This is a genomic window from Longibaculum muris, from assembly GCF_004343035.1.
GTDB classification, from domain to species: domain Bacteria; phylum Bacillota_I; class Bacilli_A; order Erysipelotrichales; family Coprobacillaceae; genus Longibaculum; species Longibaculum muris.
In genome coordinates this window covers 136,508-154,687 of the sequence record NZ_SMCQ01000001.1, presented here as the reverse complement: position 1 = coordinate 154,687, position 18,180 = coordinate 136,508, and the positions used below count along the sequence as shown (strand labels likewise).

At 29.9% G+C, this 18,180-nt stretch carries 18 protein-coding genes; 1 reads left to right on the top strand and 17 read right to left on the bottom strand.

Translation table 11 applies throughout. From position 1 onward, the window contains the following. Window positions 1–45: 45 nt before the first annotated feature. The 3 genes from EDD60_RS00710 to EDD60_RS00700 all read right to left on the bottom strand — a co-directional run bounded on the left by EDD60_RS00710 (window position 46) and on the right by EDD60_RS00700 (window position 3,272). Window positions 46–279, bottom strand: a complete 234-nt coding sequence (locus EDD60_RS00710; RefSeq protein WP_066447353.1) for a hypothetical protein — start codon at window positions 277–279, stop codon at window positions 46–48. Window positions 280–401: 122 nt separating this feature from the next. Then, a complete protein-coding gene (locus tag EDD60_RS00705) occupies window positions 402–1,991 on the bottom strand; it encodes a peptide chain release factor 3 (RefSeq protein ID WP_066447356.1) in 1,590 nt (529 codons plus the stop codon). A 63-nt stretch (window positions 1,992–2,054) separates the two neighbouring features. Next, window positions 2,055–3,272, bottom strand: a complete 1,218-nt coding sequence (locus tag EDD60_RS00700) for an aminopeptidase (RefSeq protein ID WP_066447359.1) — start codon at window positions 3,270–3,272, stop codon at window positions 2,055–2,057. Window positions 3,273–3,480: 208 nt separating this feature from the next. Between EDD60_RS00700 and EDD60_RS00695 the strand changes: the two genes are divergently transcribed. Further along, window positions 3,481–3,690 carry a cold-shock protein gene (locus EDD60_RS00695; protein ID WP_066447362.1) on the top strand — a complete coding sequence of 70 codons (210 nt, stop codon included), beginning with the start codon at window positions 3,481–3,483 and terminating at the stop codon, window positions 3,688–3,690. A 42-nt stretch (window positions 3,691–3,732) separates the two neighbouring features. Here the strand turns inward: EDD60_RS00695 and EDD60_RS00690 are convergent, their stop codons facing one another. The 14 genes from EDD60_RS00690 to spoVAC all read right to left on the bottom strand — a co-directional run bounded on the left by EDD60_RS00690 (window position 3,733) and on the right by spoVAC (window position 18,005). After that, window positions 3,733–4,107 (bottom strand): YbaN family protein, encoded by a 375-nt coding sequence (locus tag EDD60_RS00690; RefSeq protein ID WP_066447365.1) that lies wholly within the window; start codon window positions 4,105–4,107, stop codon window positions 3,733–3,735. A 9-nt stretch (window positions 4,108–4,116) separates the two neighbouring features. Continuing rightward, window positions 4,117–4,404 (bottom strand): nitrous oxide-stimulated promoter family protein, encoded by a 288-nt coding sequence (locus tag EDD60_RS00685; RefSeq protein ID WP_066447368.1) that lies wholly within the window; start codon window positions 4,402–4,404, stop codon window positions 4,117–4,119. Further along, complete coding sequence (locus EDD60_RS00680) at window positions 4,404–6,062, bottom strand: amino acid ABC transporter ATP-binding/permease protein (protein WP_066447376.1); 1,659 nt, start codon at window positions 6,060–6,062, stop codon at window positions 4,404–4,406. Before EDD60_RS00680 ends, EDD60_RS00685 begins: the two co-directional genes overlap by 1 nt. After that, window positions 6,059–7,777: an ABC transporter ATP-binding protein/permease gene (locus EDD60_RS00675; protein ID WP_066447377.1), complete on the bottom strand. Its 1,719-nt coding sequence runs from the start codon at window positions 7,775–7,777 to the stop codon at window positions 6,059–6,061. The genes EDD60_RS00680 and EDD60_RS00675 overlap by 4 nt, the downstream gene beginning before the upstream one ends. Window positions 7,778–7,983: 206 nt before the next feature. After that, complete coding sequence (locus EDD60_RS00670) at window positions 7,984–9,984, bottom strand: hypothetical protein (protein WP_066447379.1); 2,001 nt, start codon at window positions 9,982–9,984, stop codon at window positions 7,984–7,986. Window positions 9,985–9,986: 2 nt separating this feature from the next. Further along, on the bottom strand, window positions 9,987–11,111 hold the full coding sequence (locus tag EDD60_RS00665) for a hypothetical protein (protein ID WP_066447380.1): 1,125 nt from the start codon (window positions 11,109–11,111) through the stop codon (window positions 9,987–9,989). Further along, window positions 11,104–12,084 carry a helix-turn-helix transcriptional regulator gene (locus EDD60_RS00660; RefSeq protein WP_066447384.1) on the bottom strand — a complete coding sequence of 327 codons (981 nt, stop codon included), beginning with the start codon at window positions 12,082–12,084 and terminating at the stop codon, window positions 11,104–11,106. The genes EDD60_RS00665 and EDD60_RS00660 overlap by 8 nt, the downstream gene beginning before the upstream one ends. Before the next feature lie 100 nt (window positions 12,085–12,184). Further along, window positions 12,185–12,766, bottom strand: a complete 582-nt coding sequence (gene scpB / locus EDD60_RS00655) for an SMC-Scp complex subunit ScpB (protein WP_066447387.1) — start codon at window positions 12,764–12,766, stop codon at window positions 12,185–12,187. Beyond that, window positions 12,766–13,494: a segregation/condensation protein A gene (locus tag EDD60_RS00650; RefSeq protein WP_132226109.1), complete on the bottom strand. Its 729-nt coding sequence runs from the start codon at window positions 13,492–13,494 to the stop codon at window positions 12,766–12,768. Before EDD60_RS00650 ends, scpB begins: the two co-directional genes overlap by 1 nt. A gap of 129 nt (window positions 13,495–13,623) precedes the next feature. Continuing rightward, window positions 13,624–14,892, bottom strand: coding sequence for an L-cysteine desulfidase family protein (locus EDD60_RS00645; RefSeq protein WP_066447392.1), 1,269 nt, complete (start codon window positions 14,890–14,892; stop codon window positions 13,624–13,626). Between the two features lie 63 nt (window positions 14,893–14,955). Continuing rightward, window positions 14,956–16,230 (bottom strand): spore germination protein, encoded by a 1,275-nt coding sequence (locus EDD60_RS00640; RefSeq protein ID WP_066447394.1) that lies wholly within the window; start codon window positions 16,228–16,230, stop codon window positions 14,956–14,958. Continuing rightward, the gene (spoVAE, locus tag EDD60_RS00635; RefSeq protein WP_066447397.1) at window positions 16,227–16,577 is read right to left on the bottom strand and encodes a stage V sporulation protein AE; all 351 of its coding nucleotides are present in this window, start codon (window positions 16,575–16,577) and stop codon (window positions 16,227–16,229) included. Before spoVAE ends, EDD60_RS00640 begins: the two co-directional genes overlap by 4 nt. Then, window positions 16,577–17,584 carry a stage V sporulation protein AD gene (spoVAD, locus tag EDD60_RS00630; RefSeq protein ID WP_066447400.1) on the bottom strand — a complete coding sequence of 336 codons (1,008 nt, stop codon included), beginning with the start codon at window positions 17,582–17,584 and terminating at the stop codon, window positions 16,577–16,579. Before spoVAD ends, spoVAE begins: the two co-directional genes overlap by 1 nt. Next, window positions 17,562–18,005: a stage V sporulation protein AC gene (spoVAC, locus tag EDD60_RS00625; protein WP_066447402.1), complete on the bottom strand. Its 444-nt coding sequence runs from the start codon at window positions 18,003–18,005 to the stop codon at window positions 17,562–17,564. The genes spoVAD and spoVAC overlap by 23 nt, the downstream gene beginning before the upstream one ends. Window positions 18,006–18,180: the final 175 nt, after the last annotated feature.

Genomic DNA, 18,180 nt, shown 5'->3' with positions numbered 1-18,180 from the left:
CATCATACCATATTTTTACTAAAAAACAAACCCATCTTCAAAAATCTACTTGATTGGTTGGTGTAAAATTAATTTAAAATGTTCTTTAAACTCTTGTTCACTACAACTTAAGGCAAATTCTTCCCCATAAATTTTATAATAATTCATTTCTGTGTCACTTGTTCTAATCATACAAGGATAAACTTCTTTAAACTCAAAAAGAACGGTTTCTTCTTTACCAATAATCATTGTCATTTCTTCAATACAACGACAATATGTTCGTTTTCCATCATTAGCCATAAGTGACACCTCCTTCAAGAGTATTTTATCACTTTTTGTACTGACAAAAAAGGCACCTAACCATTTTCACATTAATAAGTTTTTCACAAGAAAAAAGCTTACTTTTAAAAGTAAGCTCATTACTAATTATTGGAAAATTCAGCAAGCTGTAAATCTGGGTTTTTATCATTTGCCCAACGAACACCCCATTCGTTAGAAAACAACAATAAATATTGTCCTTTTAAATCTTGAACTTTCTTTGTATCAGAAGAAAGATTTAACTTCTTCAGATCAATTTCTTTATTTTTAATCCAACGAATATATTGATATGGCAATGGTGTATTAACGATATCAACATTGTATTCATTTTTCAAACGATAAGCCAATACTTCAAATTGTAAAACCCCAACAACACCAACAATAATTTCTTCCATACCACCACCAAGTTCAGTAAAGATTTGAATAGCCCCTTCTTGAGCAATTTGTTCAACACCTTTAACAAACTGTTTACGTTTCATGGTATCAGTATTTCTTATCATCGCAAAATGTTCAGGAGCAAATGTTGGAATCCCTTCATAAGCAAATTTATTTTTTGGCATACAAATTGTATCACCAATAGAGAAAATACCTGGATCAAAGACTCCAATAATATCTCCTGAATAAGCTTCTTCAACTTCTTCTCTATTTTCAGCCATAATTTGTTTAGACTGATTTAACTTAATCTTTTTATTTCCTTGGTAATGAAAAACTTCCATTCCCTTCGTAAATTTACCTGAACAAATACGCATGAAAGCCATTCTATCACGATGTGCCTTATTCATATTTGCCTGAATCTTGAAAACAAAAGCACTGAAATCTTCAGATAACGGATCAATTTCACCAATATTACTATTTCTTGGAAGTGGTGATGTTGTCATATCTAAGAAATGTTTTAAGAATGGTTCAACCCCAAAATTAGTTAAAGCTGAACCAAAACAAACAGGTGATAATTCACCACGTTGTACACGTTCTAAATCAAACTCAGCACCTGCACCATCTAATAGCTCAATATCATCTTGTAATTGCTGATATAAAAGATCACCAATTTTTTCTTTTAAGCTTTCATCATGAGCATCACAAATTTCAACATCGACTTCCTTTTTACCACCTTGTACAGGCATAAAACGGATAACTTCTTCTTTCTTACGCTCATACACACCTTTGAAATCTTTTCCACAACCAATTGGCCAATTGACTGCACAAGTTTCAACACCTAATTCTCTTTCAATTTCTTCCATTAATTCATAAGGATCTTTTGCTTCTCTATCCATTTTATTAATAAAAGTAAAGATTGGAATATGGCGCATTGCACAAACTTTAAACAATTTTCTTGTTTGATCTTCGACCCCTTTAGAACCATCAATAACCATGACTGCACTATCCGCAGCCATTAAAGTACGATAAGTATCTTCAGAGAAATCCTGATGGCCTGGTGTATCAAGAATATTAATACAAAAACCATCATAATTAAATTGTAAAACAGATGATGTAACAGAAATTCCTCTTTGTTTTTCAATTTCCATCCAGTCACTTACAGCATGTTTTGACTGTCTTTTTCCTTTAACCATTCCAGCTTCTTGGATTGCTCCTCCATAAAGAAGGAATTTTTCTGTTAAAGTTGTTTTCCCAGCATCGGGATGGGAAATAATCGCAAATGTTCTACGTTTTTTAACTTCTTCAATAAAATCTGACATGTTCTCCCTCCTTTATGTCGCTTTAAGTCTAAATATTACTGAAAAACATTGAATTTGTCAATTTTAAAATGCAAAGTTTCCATCTTTGAAGATAATAAATTCTTCACCATTCTCCAATGTTGCAACAATTGATAAATCTTTTGTCCCAATCATAAAATCAACATGAGTTAAAGAATCATTGATTCCTTTTTCAAATAATTGTTCTTTATTCATTTCTAAACCATTTTCAATACATTCAGAAAATCCCCTTCCAATTGCTAAATGACAAGAAGCATTTTCATCAAACAATGTATTGTAGAATAAGATTCCTAGCTCTCTAATTGGTGAAGCATAAGGAACTAATGCCACTTCACCCAAATAATGACTTCCTTCATCAGTTTCTATAATACTTTTTAAAACGTCGTAACCTTCTTTAGCACTGTAATCAACAATACGTCCCTCTTTAAAAGTAATAGAAAATTCATCAATAATATTTCCATTGAAATTAAGTGGCATAGAACTATAAACAATTCCATCAACTTGATTTTTATTTGGCGATGTAAAAATTTCTTCCGTTGGAATATTAGGGAAAGAATAAATACCATCTGTTGTATAGCTTCCCCCACCAGCAAATAAATATCCCTTATTCATACCAATTGTTAAATCAGTTCCTAATTGATTTGTATAATGCAATGATTTGATTTTTTTCTCATTAAGGATTTGAACACGTTTTTCAAAAGAATGACGATGTTCATTCCAAGCTTCAATTGGATTATCTTGATTGCAACGTGTAACTTTATAAATAGCTTGCCATAAAGCATTAACAGCTTCTTTATCACTCATATCAGGAAATACTTTATTGGCCCAGGCAACACTAGGTGCACCAGCAATACACCATCTATCAATTCCTAAATCTAAATGATCATAAAATGTTGAACAAGCTGTTTTTAATGCTTTGCGATAAGTTTGAATTTTTAAAGGATCAATCCCTTTCATTGCTTCAGGATCACTTGAAGTTATAGATAAAACTGCCGCATGTTTTAAAGCATATTGATTTTTTAATTCTATGATATATTGTGGTATTGTAGCAAAATGTTCAATATCGCAATTTTCATAACGTAAACGTGAAATTTTTTCATCAGTATAATTGACAATAACATCCTTTGCTCCAACTTCATAAGCCACTTTAGCGACTGCACGCACAAGTTCGAAACATTCAATTGATGAATCAATGACCAATTCCTGACCAGGTTGTAAATTAACCCCTTGTTTAACAAGTAATTCTGCATATTTTTCTAACATATGATTCCCACCTTTTCTTTTCCATAATTAAATGATACCCATTTATTTTTCAAAGTCAACAAGAACTTGTATGCACAAAAAGAGTATGTTATAATGTTTTTAGCAAAGGAACATAGCACGTATTTTCAAAAGGTATTAAAGATTCTTTAATAATGGTTTAGAAATGAAGTACTATTTTTTTGCGAAACATTGAAGGAGGTACTTCATAATGAGTACAGGTAAAGTAAAATGGTTTAAATCTGATAAAGGGTATGGTTTCATTACTCTTGAAGGTGAAGCAAGAGATATTTTCGTACATTTCTCTGCAATTAAAGCTGATGGATTTAAAACTTTAGAAGAAGGACAAACTGTTGAATTTGACATCGTTGAAGGAGATAGAGGTCCTCAAGCAGCTAACGTTACTGTTGTATCAGAATAAACCGTAAAAAGTCCTTATGCAAAATCATAAGGGCTTTTTGTTTTATAATATTTTTTTACTTTGAATCGTTTTAATTTTAAAAGTAAAGTAATAATACTTAAAGATATAAAGTAGGATAATGAAGATTCTGATATAAACATTTTGTGATAAAAATAAAGGAAATGCTAACATAATGCTGGCAAAACTTAAAATATAGATTTTTGTTTTTAAAGTCATGGCTCTTTGTTTAATAAACGAATCTAAATGCTCTTGATAGAGTTTCGTTGATAAAAACCAATTGTTAATACGATAGGAACTTCGACTAAAACAAAAAGCCGCAACGAGTAAAAATGGAGTGGTTGGAAGAATCGGTAAAATAACGCCAATAGTAGCTAAAATAAAACAAATCATTCCAAGTATAAAGTAAATATATTTCATAATTGTCTCCTAGATATGTAAAGCATGACGAATAGTTAATAAAGGATGATGAAAAATCATTCTTGGACCACTATAACGCATGACTTTTTTTATTTTTTCTTGCATCTTTTTTTCATAACAATGAATCTTGCAACGACTGCAAAATGTTTTATCTTTCATCATTGGACATTTTTCAATTCGGCTTGTTGCATATTGAATTAATTCTTGTTCATCAATATCATCATGATGTCGACAATAAAGTTGAATCATTGAAATAACAATTTTGATTTCTTTTTGTCTTTTTGCTTGTAAATTCATTAACTTGCCCTTCCTTGATTCATATGAATCATTTGTTGAGCAATCCTCATAGTTGATTCACGATGAGTTACCAATATCATTGTTTTGTCTTTTTGTTGTTGTAAGGATTTTAAAATAATTGCTTCATTTAACACATCCAAATGACTGGTTGGTTCATCTAATAAAATACATGGTGCATCACTTAAGAAAGCCCGAGCTAATGCAATTCTTTGTCTTTCTCCACCGGATAAAGACGCTCCTAATTCACTCAATTGTGTTTGATAACCAGCCGGTAAACTCATTATAAAATCATGGATACTCGCTTTTTGACATGCCTGATAAATTTCATCATCTGTAGCATCTAATTTAGCTATTTTTATATTGTTAAGAATTGTATCATGAAAAAGTATTGTTTCTTGGGTTACATAGGCAAACATTGCGCGCATATTGGCTGTGTTAATCTTTTTCAAATCACAATCATGAATAGAAATTTGGCCACTGGTTGGATCATAAAAACGCATAATTAATTTAAGTAAAGTTGACTTACCACTTCCACTTTTTCCAACAATTCCAGTGATTTGATTTTTAGTAAGCGTTAAGTTCAAATTTTTTAAAATAATTTCATCTTCATAGGCAAAATTTAAATCATCAATTTCAATATCATCAAATGATATTGTTGGCTGATCAACAACATCCTTTATCAATTCTTTTTCATCAAGAATCGCTATCACTCTACGTCCACTACTTAATGTTGATAACAGATTATTAGCTAAATGAGATAAAGCCATCACTGGACCAAAACTTGAAAGCATCAAAATTGTTGCCATGATTGTATCAAAAACACTTACAATACCTTGTTGTTGTAAAATAAACATAGCGATAAACATAATGATAGAAAAAAGTGAGATAAGCAGTTGTGACATCACAACTTGCACTGATTCAACATCTTTCATTTGTCTTTGTAAAGTTTCTAACTCATCATTTTTTTCTAACATTCTTTGTTTACGTAAACCACCAATATCATATTGTAATAAAGTTGATAAACCGCTTAAACTTTCTAAAATATAAGTACTCATATTCCCTATTTCATCACGATTTTTTTGACCAATTTCTTTTCCTTTGTGATTAACATAAAAAGGAATAACAATTGCCATTATCAAATATGCTATCAAGGCAATGAACATTGCCAAGATATGCATATGTGCAAAGAATTTCAATAAAATCAATGAAGTTATCATCGCAATAAACACTGGAGATATTGTATGAGCATAGAAAACTTCCAATAATTCTATATCATTTGTAATCAGTGAAATTAAATTTCCTTTATCCTTTCCATCTAACTTAGCTGGTGCTAATCGTCTTAAAGCAGTATAAACGTGATCACGGATAATTGCTAATAATTTAAAAGCAATATAATGATTAGCCGCTTGTTCTATATAATGGAAAACACCTCTTAATAAAGCCATCACTAATAAGATTATTAATAATGATGAAAGCGGTAAATGAGGATACATCCCTACCAATTGGAATAATGCCATAGCTGATAAAACGGGGATACCAATTGCACAAAGGAAACCAACAACTCCCATGATAATCGCTAAACACATTGGTAAAACTAATGGTTTTACAAGCTTCATCATGCGCCATACAACTTGAAAATTATTGAGTTCTTTTTTCATCCTTGATATGCCTCCAATTCTTTTTGTTGATAAAAGAGTTTTTGATAAACACCATTTTCTAGCATTAATTTTTGATGTTTACCTCTTTCAATCAATTGTCCTTTTTGCATGACTAATATTTCATCACAATCAGTCACTGTACTTAAACGATGAGTAATCATAATAATGGTTTTTGTACGTGCCAATTCTTTGATAATTGCAATAATATTTTCTTCACTTTCAACATCAATTTGACTCGTTGCCTCATCAAAAATATAAATCTCACTATCAGCCAAAAGAGCTCTAGCTAAATTGATGCGTTGTCTTTGTCCACCAGATAAATTACTTCCTGCTTCAAGTATCAATGTGTCCAATCCTTCTAACTGTTTAAAATATTGATTTAAAGAAACTTTCTTTAAAGCTAAATATAATTCTTCATCCCTATACTGATGATAAAAATCAAGATTATCTCTTAGTGTACCTTTGAATATCATGGGTTCATGGGTTATATACATGACTCTTTTTAAAAATGATGTATCCGCAATATCGTATCTTTCTTGATTTTGAATCAATAAAGATCCATCATAATGCTGATAATTTCCCATAACTAATTTTGCAATTGTACTTTTCCCTGAACCACTTTCACCAACAATACCAATAAATTGTCCAGCTTGGATTTTAAAAGATATGTCTTTTAAAATAGGTCGTTTATCATATTGAAAAGATAAATGGGAAAATTCTATATTTAATAAATCTTGTTTTAACATTTCTTTTCCTTGATGTTTATTTTCAATATCCAATATTTTAAAAATTTTATCACTGGCTGCCATCCCATTCATCGCGATATGAAAAAATGAACCTAATTGACGAAGGGGAATAAAAAATTCAAATGACAGTAAAATAATTAATAAAGCTCCAAATAAACTAATACTTTCATTCATATAATGACTTATCCCCATATAACTTCCTAAACCAGCTCCACCATAAGCCACAATATCCATAATACTGATACTATTCAATTGCATAATTAATACACGCATTGTCACTTTTCTAAAATTTTGAGCTTCTTGATACATTTGTCGTTGCTTAAATCCATCACTTTGATAGATTTTAAAAGTTGTTAAGCCTTGTAAGTTTTCTAAAAAACTATCTCCTAGTGTTGTATAACTATTCCAATACTTTGAAAGTAATTTCTTAGCAAACTTCTGTACACAAATAATGGATAAAGGTATCAATGGAACACATAGAAAAAGGATAAAAGCACTTTTGATATCAAAAAACGAAATGACAATAAACAGTGTTATTGGGGCTAAAACACTATAAAACAATTGAGGTAAATATAACGCAAAATAAGTTTCTAATTGATTAATTCCTTCAACTGATAACTGTACTAATTCACTTGTTGATACAGCCTCATGATAATGATTTCCTAAACTTAAAACCTTTTCAAAAAGACGCTGTCTTAAAATCTTTTTCACAAGATTTGCTCCTTCAAAAGAAAAAAGAATTGCTTTCTTCAAAGCTTTAGCTCGAATACTTAAAATGACAATCATAATCATTCCAACATATATCAGATGTTTCATTTCTAATCGCTTTTCTAACAAAAAAGTAAAAAGAAAACAAATCATTATTGTAAAAACAATATTCATTAATAAAGCAATCCATTGACTCATCACTTGTTTCATCACAAACGTTTTTGTCTTAGGAACTGCTCTCAATAATCTTTTATCAAACATCGCATCCTCCTTTCGGTTAGTTAAAACTAACTTATCACAGTTGCATATGTTAGCATAGACTAACTACGATGTCAAATAAAATTCAAACATCTTATTCTCCCTTGTTCATTGACTCGTTTTTACAAACCCCGCGGAAATTTAGAGACCCAATAAAAAAACAATGGATTTATCATAATTATTCCATTGTTTTTTATTTAATTATAATTTCATTTAAAGCTATCTTTTAATTTTAGTAATTTAGATATACTTTTATAATCTAACAGCGAATCAAATTGAACATATCTATCTATTGATTTCTTATAGTAATCTATAAGCCCCTTCTTTATAAGATTTTTATTTGCTAACGAGAACATATGTTGCATAAAATTTACACTTTGTAATACGATACAACTTGTTAATACAATAAAAGAAACAGGATTAAGACCTATTGTAACCCCTGTTACAATAGGATGATTTTTGCTTGTGTTAACAATACTTGAAGAAACAGTATTTAGAGGATTATCATAATTAAAATCTAGATTAACCCCAAGTTCTTTTTGAATATCGTTTTTTATATCATTAGTTAATGAATCATGTAGGATTAATTGTTTTAAAAAATATGCTTCCTTATAACCTAATATTACCTCAAGAGAGATATATGATTTTTCAATATTTTCATGCAATTTTGAAGCAATTTTTATATAATCTTTTAATGATATTTCATCATAAACAATTTTTAATAATAAGGATGAACAATTATGAATCGTTGCCATCATATCATTATCAAATTCCAATTTATTTCCTAATCTATTAATATAATCAAGCTTTTCATTTTTCAAAGCTTTATCTTCTAGATAGGCAACAAAAATACACATTTGCATAAAAGCTGTAAAAACTGAAGCTTTAGAATTTTCATCAACTAACTGAGTAATTTGTTCTATTAATTGATCATCACTTTGTAAATTATCTTCAAAATAATGATTACATTTTCTTAATAGCTGTTTTTCCAATAAATTCAATTCACTTAAAACAAACATAATATATCCATAAGGTAAATTACATTCTTTTATATAATTAATCATTAATTTAGCAAATAATAACCTTACTTCTAAATCATAATCAGTAATATTATGTATTCTATCATCAATATCATAATTTTCTTCTACTTTGTCTTTTAGTTCCTTTAAAAGTATAGATAATTCACTTTCACACAAACACTTATGTGAAATATCAATATTTAATTTCTTTTGACTAAAAGAATCTATAAACGTCAATTTTAATTTTTCATCATTGTTAATTCTGCTATATTCTCTATCTTCAATATCTTTATATACAACATAAGTAAAATACCCTTTATTCCTATACCACATTCCCCTTGTTGTAAAAATAATCGTAACATCTTCTATAGTTTTAATTTTCAATTTATTCAATTTTATATGAATACATCCAAGTATACTATTTAATGCAGGATACCCATAATCATAAGCCAATTCTTTTATTTTTTCTTCCTCAGTAACAATATAACTAGAATCGCATATTTTTCCTATTCTGCCATCTACTATTTTCTTCAAGCAATCAAAAGGTTTCTCTTTTGCTTTATCATCTTCAATAGATTCATTAAAATCATCATAATACTTTTCCAAAAATCTATCACAGAAAAATTCTTCACCTAATTTATTATATTTAATTTGTATTTTTACTTTAAGTTCATCCAGGTCTTTTTCACTGTGTTTTATATAATAAAGTAATGATGCATAGTGAATATCTTCTAAAAAATCAAAAGAATGATATTGTAAATATCCAAACTCTAATATAATCATTAAGAATTCGTATTGTTTTTCATCTGATTCAATATGTTCTACTTGAGAACTATCCGTTAATTCGTTAGGATTATCAATTCCTAAAGATTTTTGTAGATTAGAATAATACTTTTTTTGACTTTCATTTGATTGATTCATTAATGTATATATTGTATTCACAAGAATACTTTTTTCATTATCATTATAAAGACTTAATACATTATTATTTGATAAACCTAATATTTCTTTTCGTTCAAATTCATTCAACTTTTTAATAAATTCATTCATCAAACGACCTAAATCTAATTGATTTTTTTGAGTAATATTATTAATTCTAATATACTCATTTTTAAACTCCTCAAATTTTTCACTTAAAGGTTTTACTCCGGCTACCATACCTCTTTTAAAACTTTCACTTTCTTTGCTCATTTTTATACCTCCATTATTTTTTCATACCATTTATTCGCAATAAATTCTTCTTCTAATTTTTTTTGCATTTCTACACACGATACAACTTCATATAAAGTGACCATCATACCACCAATATCTGCTCTTTTTAAATCTTTAGTAAACAAAACATAAAGTATATTGCTTGAAGTTGCTATTAAATTTGAATAGGCAATAATTTTTTTGGTTTTCAATTTATATATGACTTGATCATCCTTTTTCTCATTAAAACATAATCCATGTAAGCATGATATTACAAAATTAACCAAAATGCTTCCAACTGCTTGTTTTGAAACACTTAGTAAGTTTGTGAAATCCAATCCATATTTTGACAGTTTTTGTGCTAAATCCGGTGATATAGCTGATACAAAAGGTAAATGTAACCCAATTATACTATCCTTATCAGATTGTAAATGTTTAATTTCTTTAAGTAATGAAGCAATCATAATCGTTTTTCCATCCATCCCCTGAGATATCAACTTATCCTCTACTTCTAGAAATATTTTAGGAGTATTTGCATGAGATGTAATCTGATCTCTTTTAGCTCCAGTTAATATTTGACCAGTTTTCACATGATAACTTGAAAAATTATACATAGTAACTGTACTTGTTGCTATATTTGCTGTTCCAAAAACTAATCCAAGTATAGGATCATGTCCTAAAGTCTTAGCTCGATGATTATTTCCGTTTAGTTTTAAATCAAATTTTTTTCCTCCATAAATAGCATCAAATGGAACTGGATTTGCAATAATTTCTTCCAAGGTTGGTTTATAAAGACGATGATGTCTATCAGAACTTTCTTTATCCTTTTTTACCTTTTCTGCTGCCTGTTTATCATTTAATCTCGATGATTCAAGCATAAGTGGTGTAAAATACTGTCTAACACATTGAAGGGCAACGGCTAGCATTAAAAATTTCACATCAGTTTTATTAAGTCTTGTTATATTTTCAAATTCATTATCAAATTCATTAACATATTTTTCTACATTATCAGTATATTCAATAACTTTATCAACTCGTTCTTCAAGTTCTTCTATTTGATTTAAATTATCTTCTATATTACACATTAACTCATCGATTTTCCCTTCAAGTTCTCCATTCCTATCCATTTTCTTCACCACCTTTCTCATATAAATTATTCATCTTCCTAATCTCATCCTTCATTTCTTCAACAAACGATTGCGGTGAAATAACTTTCACCCATGAACCTTGAGACAAAAGATACATTTTAATACCATCACCATAGACATCAGCTTCAATTGTATAAACTCCATTATGAATTGATAATATTTTAGCAGTATGTAATTTATCTAGAATCGCCTGATATGATGGTCCTGTAAATTCAAATACAACTTTTTGTCGTTTCCCCGGCCACATAAACTGACTTAAATTTCTTAGTTCGCCTTCATTAAAATCTAATGTTCTACTAAAATTTTCACGATGACAAACAATTCCAATTATTCTATCAATTCTAAAATATCTAGGAACATTCTCCTCATCACCATCTATGGATGCAATTAGGTAAAAATAATATTCACTGAACATAATAGCAAGAGGGCAAATTTTTCTTTTCACTGTTTCTCTAGACATTTTATTATAGGTAATTGTTATTTTTCGGCATGTATTAATATACTCTGTTAAATCATAAATCAAATCAATAACTGATTGACAATCAAAATGTATTTCTTTATAGCAATAGATTTCGTTATTAACTATTTTGTTAAATTTTGCTCGATCATTAACCGTTGTATATTTCTTTAATTTACCTATAATTTTTAATAATTCTTCTTTACTAAAAGCTCTTGTTCCTATTAAACATTTAATCATAGCAAGTAATTCTTTATTAGTAAGAAATTCATCTAAAACCAATTGATAAGTATGATCACTATGACTATATTCCAAATATGCATTTCCTAACAAATCCCTATGATCAGCTAAAAAATCCTCTAACGAACTAATATCTCTGGTAATACTTCTAGATGAAACATGATATTCATCAGCAAGTTTTTTTGCTGATAAATTTTCCCCTCTTAATCCTCTTAAAAATAGTTCTAATACTCTATCTAGTTTCAAATTTGTCATAACATTATCTCCTATCTCTATTATATAGTATAATAAATAAGATAGACAAAATTTGTCTATCTAAAAAATAAAAAGTCAAAATTTGAAATAAAAAAAGGAACTATTGTTCCTCAGATATATCCTCTGTATATTTCGTATTAAAAATATCATCTTGATCAAAGTTTTCTTTCATTTCCTTTAATTCAGGTAACTCATCTAATGAAGTTAATGAAAATGCATCCATAAATTCATCAGTTACCCCATATAAAATAGGTTTCCCAGGGGTATCTTCTCTCCCTACTTCTTTAATCAAAGCTTTAGCCACTAATTTACGAATCATTGCATCACATCCTACACCGCGGATTTCTTCTATATGTACACGTGTAATTGGCTGATTATAAGCAATAATAGCTAGTGTTTCTAAAGCCGCATTAGATAAACTATTTTCATTTTGTTCTACCATTCGCTGATAGTATTCATGATGCTTAGAAAGCGTTGCAAATTTATAGACACCACCAAAATTCACCAATTCAAATCCTTTAATTTCTCTTTCATTTTCAATTTGTATTAATTCATCAAGACAATCTATTGTCTCTTTTTTACTTAATTGTAAAACTGATGAGATTTGTTTAATGGTTAATCCTTCATCTCCAGAAAGAAATAACATTCCTTCAATGATACTTAATAACTCATTATGCTCCATTAATTTCTCTCCTTTAAATATATTTTTTCAAAATTACCTTCTTGTTCAATAACTAATTCATTCGTATTAACCAATACCAAAATAGATAAAAACGTAACAACAAAGAAAGTACGACTTGGTTCATCAAATAATTCTTCAAAATCTACTCTTTGATTCTTATGTAATCGAAAATACTGACGGATTTGATCACTTCTATCCTCAATCGAAATCTCAACACGGGCTATCTTTGATTCCAAAGGAGCCATCAATGCTTTTCTTTGAAACATTTTTTGCATTGCTCTGATTAAATCATAAACCTCTAAGTCTTGAGGAATCATTTCTGTCGTATCAACAATATAATCATCCATTAATGCTGGTGCCTTGGTATGAAGTGTTTGACGATGTTCATAACAATCTCTAAATTCATCTAAAACGTCTTTATATTTTTTATATTCAATTAAGCGTCTAATCAATTGTTCTCTTGGATCTTCTTGATAATCATCTTCAAGTTCAACTTTTTCATTAGGTAATAAAAGTTTACTTTTCATTTCAATTAATTGTGCTGCCATGACAAGATACTCAGACATTGTTTCTAATTGATCAGGATCCATTTGATCTATATAAGCTAAATATTGATCAGTAATAACAGAAACTTCTAATGATTCTAAATCCATTTCCTTTTCTTTAATTAAATGTAACAGAAGATCTAACGGACCTTGAAATTCATCAAGAACAACTTCATAACTCATATCATCACACTCCTGAAACGTATTATAACATAATTATTTATAAATTTCTTTATTTTTCTTTATCTCAATCTGTGGTGTCAAAAGAAAACAATTATTTATTCAAAAAATACCTTTTTCAAGGTATTTTTATTAATCACACATAATTTTAATAATTTCTTTATCCGTTTCTTTCATTCCCTCTCTTGAAAGACGACCAATATTACGGATGGTACTTTCTACACCCTTAGAAACAATACCATCTCCACCTTTAAATTCATAGCCATTTTTATACATATAGTATCCTAAAATACCGGCATCAACACTCGCAGCAATCTTTCCTGCACATGATGGTTTAGCACCATCACAAACAATGCCAGAAACAATCGCTAATCCATTAACAAGTGTATGACAGATTGTTTCATAATCGCCACCTTTTAAATAAGCAATCCCACATCCGGCTCCAATTCCTGCACTAACAGCTCCACAGTATGCTGATAGACGACCAATTCCAGTCTTTTGATGAATAGTACATAAATTAGAAACAACTAATGCACGATATAATTGTTCTTGAGTTGCTTGTTCTTCTTGGGCATAGACAATAACTGGTAAAGAAGCAGTCATTCCTTGATTACCACTTCCTGAATTGATAATAACTGGCATTTCGCAGCCACTCATTCTTGCATCACTACCAGCAGCAGCATAAGCTTTTGCCTTGAATTTAATATCATCCCCATATGTTTTTAAAATCACACTACCAATATTGGCTCCCCAATTATTTTCTAATCCTTCTTTAGCAATAGCCAAATTATAATCAATTTGTCTTTGCAAAACATCTTTCACATCTTCAATCTTAACTACATTTGCAAACTCATAAATATCTTTAACATTTAAAAGACTACGATCTGTCAATGATGAATCTGATGAAGCCACAACTCCAGATTGATACAAAACTTCATCATCTCTTTGCATATAAACAATGTTTGTATGATAACCTGCAATACGAACAATAGCCTGATGATTTTTACCATAAAGATGAATTGCAATATCTAATGCACATTCACTTTCAATAGGAATAACTTTCATTGGAATCTTTTGTAAAAACTCACGCATTTGTTGTTTTTGTTCGTCATTAACATTTGCAATAACTTCTAAAATTTGATTTGTTTTACCAGCTACAATTCCTGCCGCAACACTTGCTTCAATACCTTTTAATCCAGCCGTATTTGGAACAATAACACTTTTTACATTTTTAACAATATTTCCACTAACTTTAATTTCAACACTGATTACCTCATCTTCTAAAACATCACGACATTTACTAGCACAATATGCCAAAGCAATTGGTTCTGTACACCCCATTGCTGGGACAAGTTCTTCTTTTAATACTTGGACATATGTTTGATAAACCTTTTCTTCCATTATAATCAATCCTCTTTTCTTCCATCTCTATTCTAACAAACTTTTGACAAAGAAAAAAGGCATTCATTTGCCTTTCTTTGGTTTTCTAATCAAAAATTGTATAAATGCCTTGAAATCAAATGGAATCAAAGGGTATAAATAAGACATTCCAAATGGTTTTAATCTTGCTAAATAAATCCATAAACAAATATTAAAAATCACAAAACCAAAAATATTCAAAAACATAACACTTAAAATCATCATGACTTTAATATATTTATTGGTTAAAGACAATTCATAATTAGGCGTTGCAAATCCACCAATTGAACCTACTGCACAAAATAACAATATTTCTTCAGAAAAGAATCCTAAATCAATCGCAAACTGACCTAATAACAAAGCTGCAATCAATCCCATTGCATTAGATATCGATTCTGGTGTATGAATGGTTGCTATTCTCAATAGCTCAATAGACAACTCAACAAGTAAAATTTGAACAAAGAAAGTCCAATCCCATTGCATAAAAGAAACGGCTAATGCCCAAATAGGAACAAGATAAATAGAAAGTAAGACAGCACTTAAACGAATCAAACGAATAAATGTTCCAATTAATGGTGTTTGACGATGTTCCTCAACATGTTCTAAAATCTCAAAAATAGTTGTTGGTAACATCAAGACAGATGAAGATGTATCACAAAGAATAGCAATATAACCATGTTGAATATGCGTTGCAACAATATCTGGTCTTTCACTATAACGAACAAGCGGAAATGGATTGTATCCTTGATCCAATAACAATTCCTCAATTGCACGATCACTCATGATTAATTCCTGTGCACGAATTTCTTGAATACGTGATAGAACCTGATTTAAAACCTGACAATCGACTTTATCTTCTAAATAAGCCACTGCAATATCCATGGGATTTTTTGTACCAATTGTTTCTTTATGAAAACATAGTTCTACTGATTTTAGACGTCTCCTTAATAATCCTGTATTATTTAATATAGATTCATTAAAACCATCTTTCGCTCCTCGAACACTTTTTTCAGTTTCTGGTTCTTCAATAGAACGATTGGGATAGTTCTTGGTATCCATAACATATGTTGTTTCACCATCAAATAAAGCACAGTTTCCACACATTAAGGCGTATTGAATATTTTGAATATCATTCGTTTTCACAATTTCAACATCACCCATATTTAAACAATTCTCTAAATCTTTTCCTTGATTATTTTCTATTCCCTCAACTAAACGTGAAATCAATGTATCATTAGAAAGACTGGCTAAAAAACAAAGATAAATCAGCCTTCCTCTAAAATTTAAGACACGCTGTTTTAAATCATATGAATCATTCATGATTTTGGTTTAAAAATAATCGCCACTAAAAAGCCAAAGAGAATTGCTGCAGTAATTCCTGCCGCGGTTAAATCAAACATCCCAATAGCAACACCAAAGATTCCATATTGTTTCGTTGCTGCCATTGCGCCATGCATTAAAGAATGACCAAAACTCGTAATCGGAATAAGTGCACCAGCATGAAAGATTTCGATTAAACGATCATAAATATGAAACAAATCTAAAAATGAACCTAAGACAACAAAGAGACTGGTAATATGACCTGGTGTTAATTTACTGTTATCATAAATTATTTGAGCTAAAAAACAAACCAATCCACTAAATAAAAATGACATAATATAATTCATTATTCACTAACCTCCAAACTCACTGCATGAGCAACACAAGGAATACTTTCTTTTTGATTAGTCATCATAGGAGAGAGCAATGCTCCTGTTGAAACGACTAATATACGTTTTAACTTCTTTTCTTTTAATTGTGGATATAAATATCCCATAGCAACCAAGGCACTACATGCACAGCCACTTCCACCTTGAAATACTTCTTGATTGTTAACATCATAAAGCATGCATCCACAATCATTATAATGCACAACGTTGACTTTTTTTCGTTGTAACATTTCTTTTAAAATTTGATGTCCATAAGTTGATAAATCCCCTGTAACAACCAAATCATAATCTTCAAAACCTCTTTTTAAATCCTGAAAATGTTGCATAATTGTATCATATGCTGCTGGTGCCATAGCTCGCCCCATATCATTAGGATTTGTTTGTGAATAATCAACAACTTTCCCTAATGTTATGGCTTCAACTCTGACTGGTGTTTTTTGATTTGTTAATAAGGTAGCGACTGCTCCTGTTGCCGTAAAAGTTGTGGTATCTTTTTTTTGCACACCATATTCAACAGGATAACGATATTGTCTTTCCGCTGTTGCATTATGACTTGAAACCATTGCCACAATCTTATTCATGAAGCCACCTTCAATTATCAAAGCAGACATCGCCATAGATAATGCAAAGTTTGAACAAGCTCCATAAATACCAACAAAAGGTTTAGGTAACTCTCTTGCTAGATAATGGACTGTGGTAATTTGATTCATTAAATCTCCACCAAGATATAAATCAATATCCTTATATTTTAACTTTTCACGTTTTAAACATATATCTAAAGCATCGCGTAACATTTTACGTTCAGCCTTTTCAAAAGAATCCTCATTACAATGATAATCAGTATAGCTCTTATCAAAATATGCCCCTAATGGTCCTTGAAATTCTAAGGGTCCACAAACTGAACCAGTAGATGCAATATAAACATTTTCTAATTTTAAAGAATTACCATAAAAGTGCGATGACATAACGAATCACTCCTAACAATGAAGCACTGACAATTCCATAAGTAATGACAGTCCCTCCTAATTTAAACATATTGCTGCCAATTCCCATAATAAGCCCTTCCGTTTTGCTATCGAGTGCACTTGAAGTCATACTATTAGCAAAACCGGTAATCGGAATAAAAGTTCCTGCTCCAGCATGTTTAGCAATATTATCATAAAGTCCTAATCCGGTTAATAAACAAGCAACAAAAACAAGCGTAATTACCATCATTGGCGTAGCATCTTTTTCACTCACATCAAGTATATTCATATAAAAATCCAAGACCCCTTGAGCAATGACACCCATAACGCCACCATATAAAAAAGCATTAAAACCGTTTTTAACTTTGTGACCCGTTGGCTGTAATTCATCAGCCATTTGATCATATTCTTTTCTATCCACATTCTCACCTCATATATAGTGTTTACATTTTTTAGATTTTCAAACATCATTTTCAATATCTGGCATATCATAGAAAAAGAGGGACAACGATGAAAAAAATAAAAGCTTGGATTCATTCCATTTTCTATCGTTATTTCGAAGTTGTTGAAATTGATGAAGATGGACATATCATTGA

Bases quoted from the DNA above. Each gene is read 5' to 3' on its own strand.
- EDD60_RS00710 (WP_066447353.1), bottom strand. From the start codon at position 279: ATGGCTAATGATGGAAAACGAACATATTGTCGTTGTATTGAAGAAATG.
- EDD60_RS00660 (WP_066447384.1), bottom strand. From the start codon at position 12,084: ATGACAAATTTGAAACTAGATAGAGTATTAGAACTATTTTTAAGAGGA.
- EDD60_RS00685 (WP_066447368.1), bottom strand. From the start codon at position 4,404: ATGAATTTACAAGCAAAAAGACAAAAAGAAATCAAAATTGTTATTTCA.
- EDD60_RS00645 (WP_066447392.1), bottom strand. From the start codon at position 14,892: ATGGAAGAAAAGGTTTATCAAACATATGTCCAAGTATTAAAAGAAGAA.
- spoVAE (WP_066447397.1), bottom strand. From the start codon at position 16,577: ATGAATTATATTATGTCATTTTTATTTAGTGGATTGGTTTGTTTTTTA.
- EDD60_RS00680 (WP_066447376.1), bottom strand. From the start codon at position 6,062: ATGAAAAAAGAACTCAATAATTTTCAAGTTGTATGGCGCATGATGAAG.
- EDD60_RS00695 (WP_066447362.1), top strand. From the start codon at position 3,481: ATGAGTACAGGTAAAGTAAAATGGTTTAAATCTGATAAAGGGTATGGT.
- EDD60_RS00705 (WP_066447356.1), bottom strand. From the start codon at position 1,991: ATGTCAGATTTTATTGAAGAAGTTAAAAAACGTAGAACATTTGCGATT.
- EDD60_RS00650 (WP_132226109.1), bottom strand. From the start codon at position 13,494: ATGAGTTATGAAGTTGTTCTTGATGAATTTCAAGGTCCGTTAGATCTT.
- EDD60_RS00670 (WP_066447379.1), bottom strand. From the start codon at position 9,984: ATGAGCAAAGAAAGTGAAAGTTTTAAAAGAGGTATGGTAGCCGGAGTA.
- EDD60_RS00690 (WP_066447365.1), bottom strand. From the start codon at position 4,107: ATGAAATATATTTACTTTATACTTGGAATGATTTGTTTTATTTTAGCT.
- EDD60_RS00640 (WP_066447394.1), bottom strand. From the start codon at position 16,230: ATGAATGATTCATATGATTTAAAACAGCGTGTCTTAAATTTTAGAGGA.
- spoVAD (WP_066447400.1), bottom strand. From the start codon at position 17,584: ATGTCATCGCACTTTTATGGTAATTCTTTAAAATTAGAAAATGTTTAT.
- EDD60_RS00675 (WP_066447377.1), bottom strand. From the start codon at position 7,777: ATGTTTGATAAAAGATTATTGAGAGCAGTTCCTAAGACAAAAACGTTT.
- EDD60_RS00700 (WP_066447359.1), bottom strand. From the start codon at position 3,272: ATGTTAGAAAAATATGCAGAATTACTTGTTAAACAAGGGGTTAATTTA.
- scpB (WP_066447387.1), bottom strand. From the start codon at position 12,766: ATGGAGCATAATGAGTTATTAAGTATCATTGAAGGAATGTTATTTCTT.
- EDD60_RS00665 (WP_066447380.1), bottom strand. From the start codon at position 11,111: ATGGATAGGAATGGAGAACTTGAAGGGAAAATCGATGAGTTAATGTGT.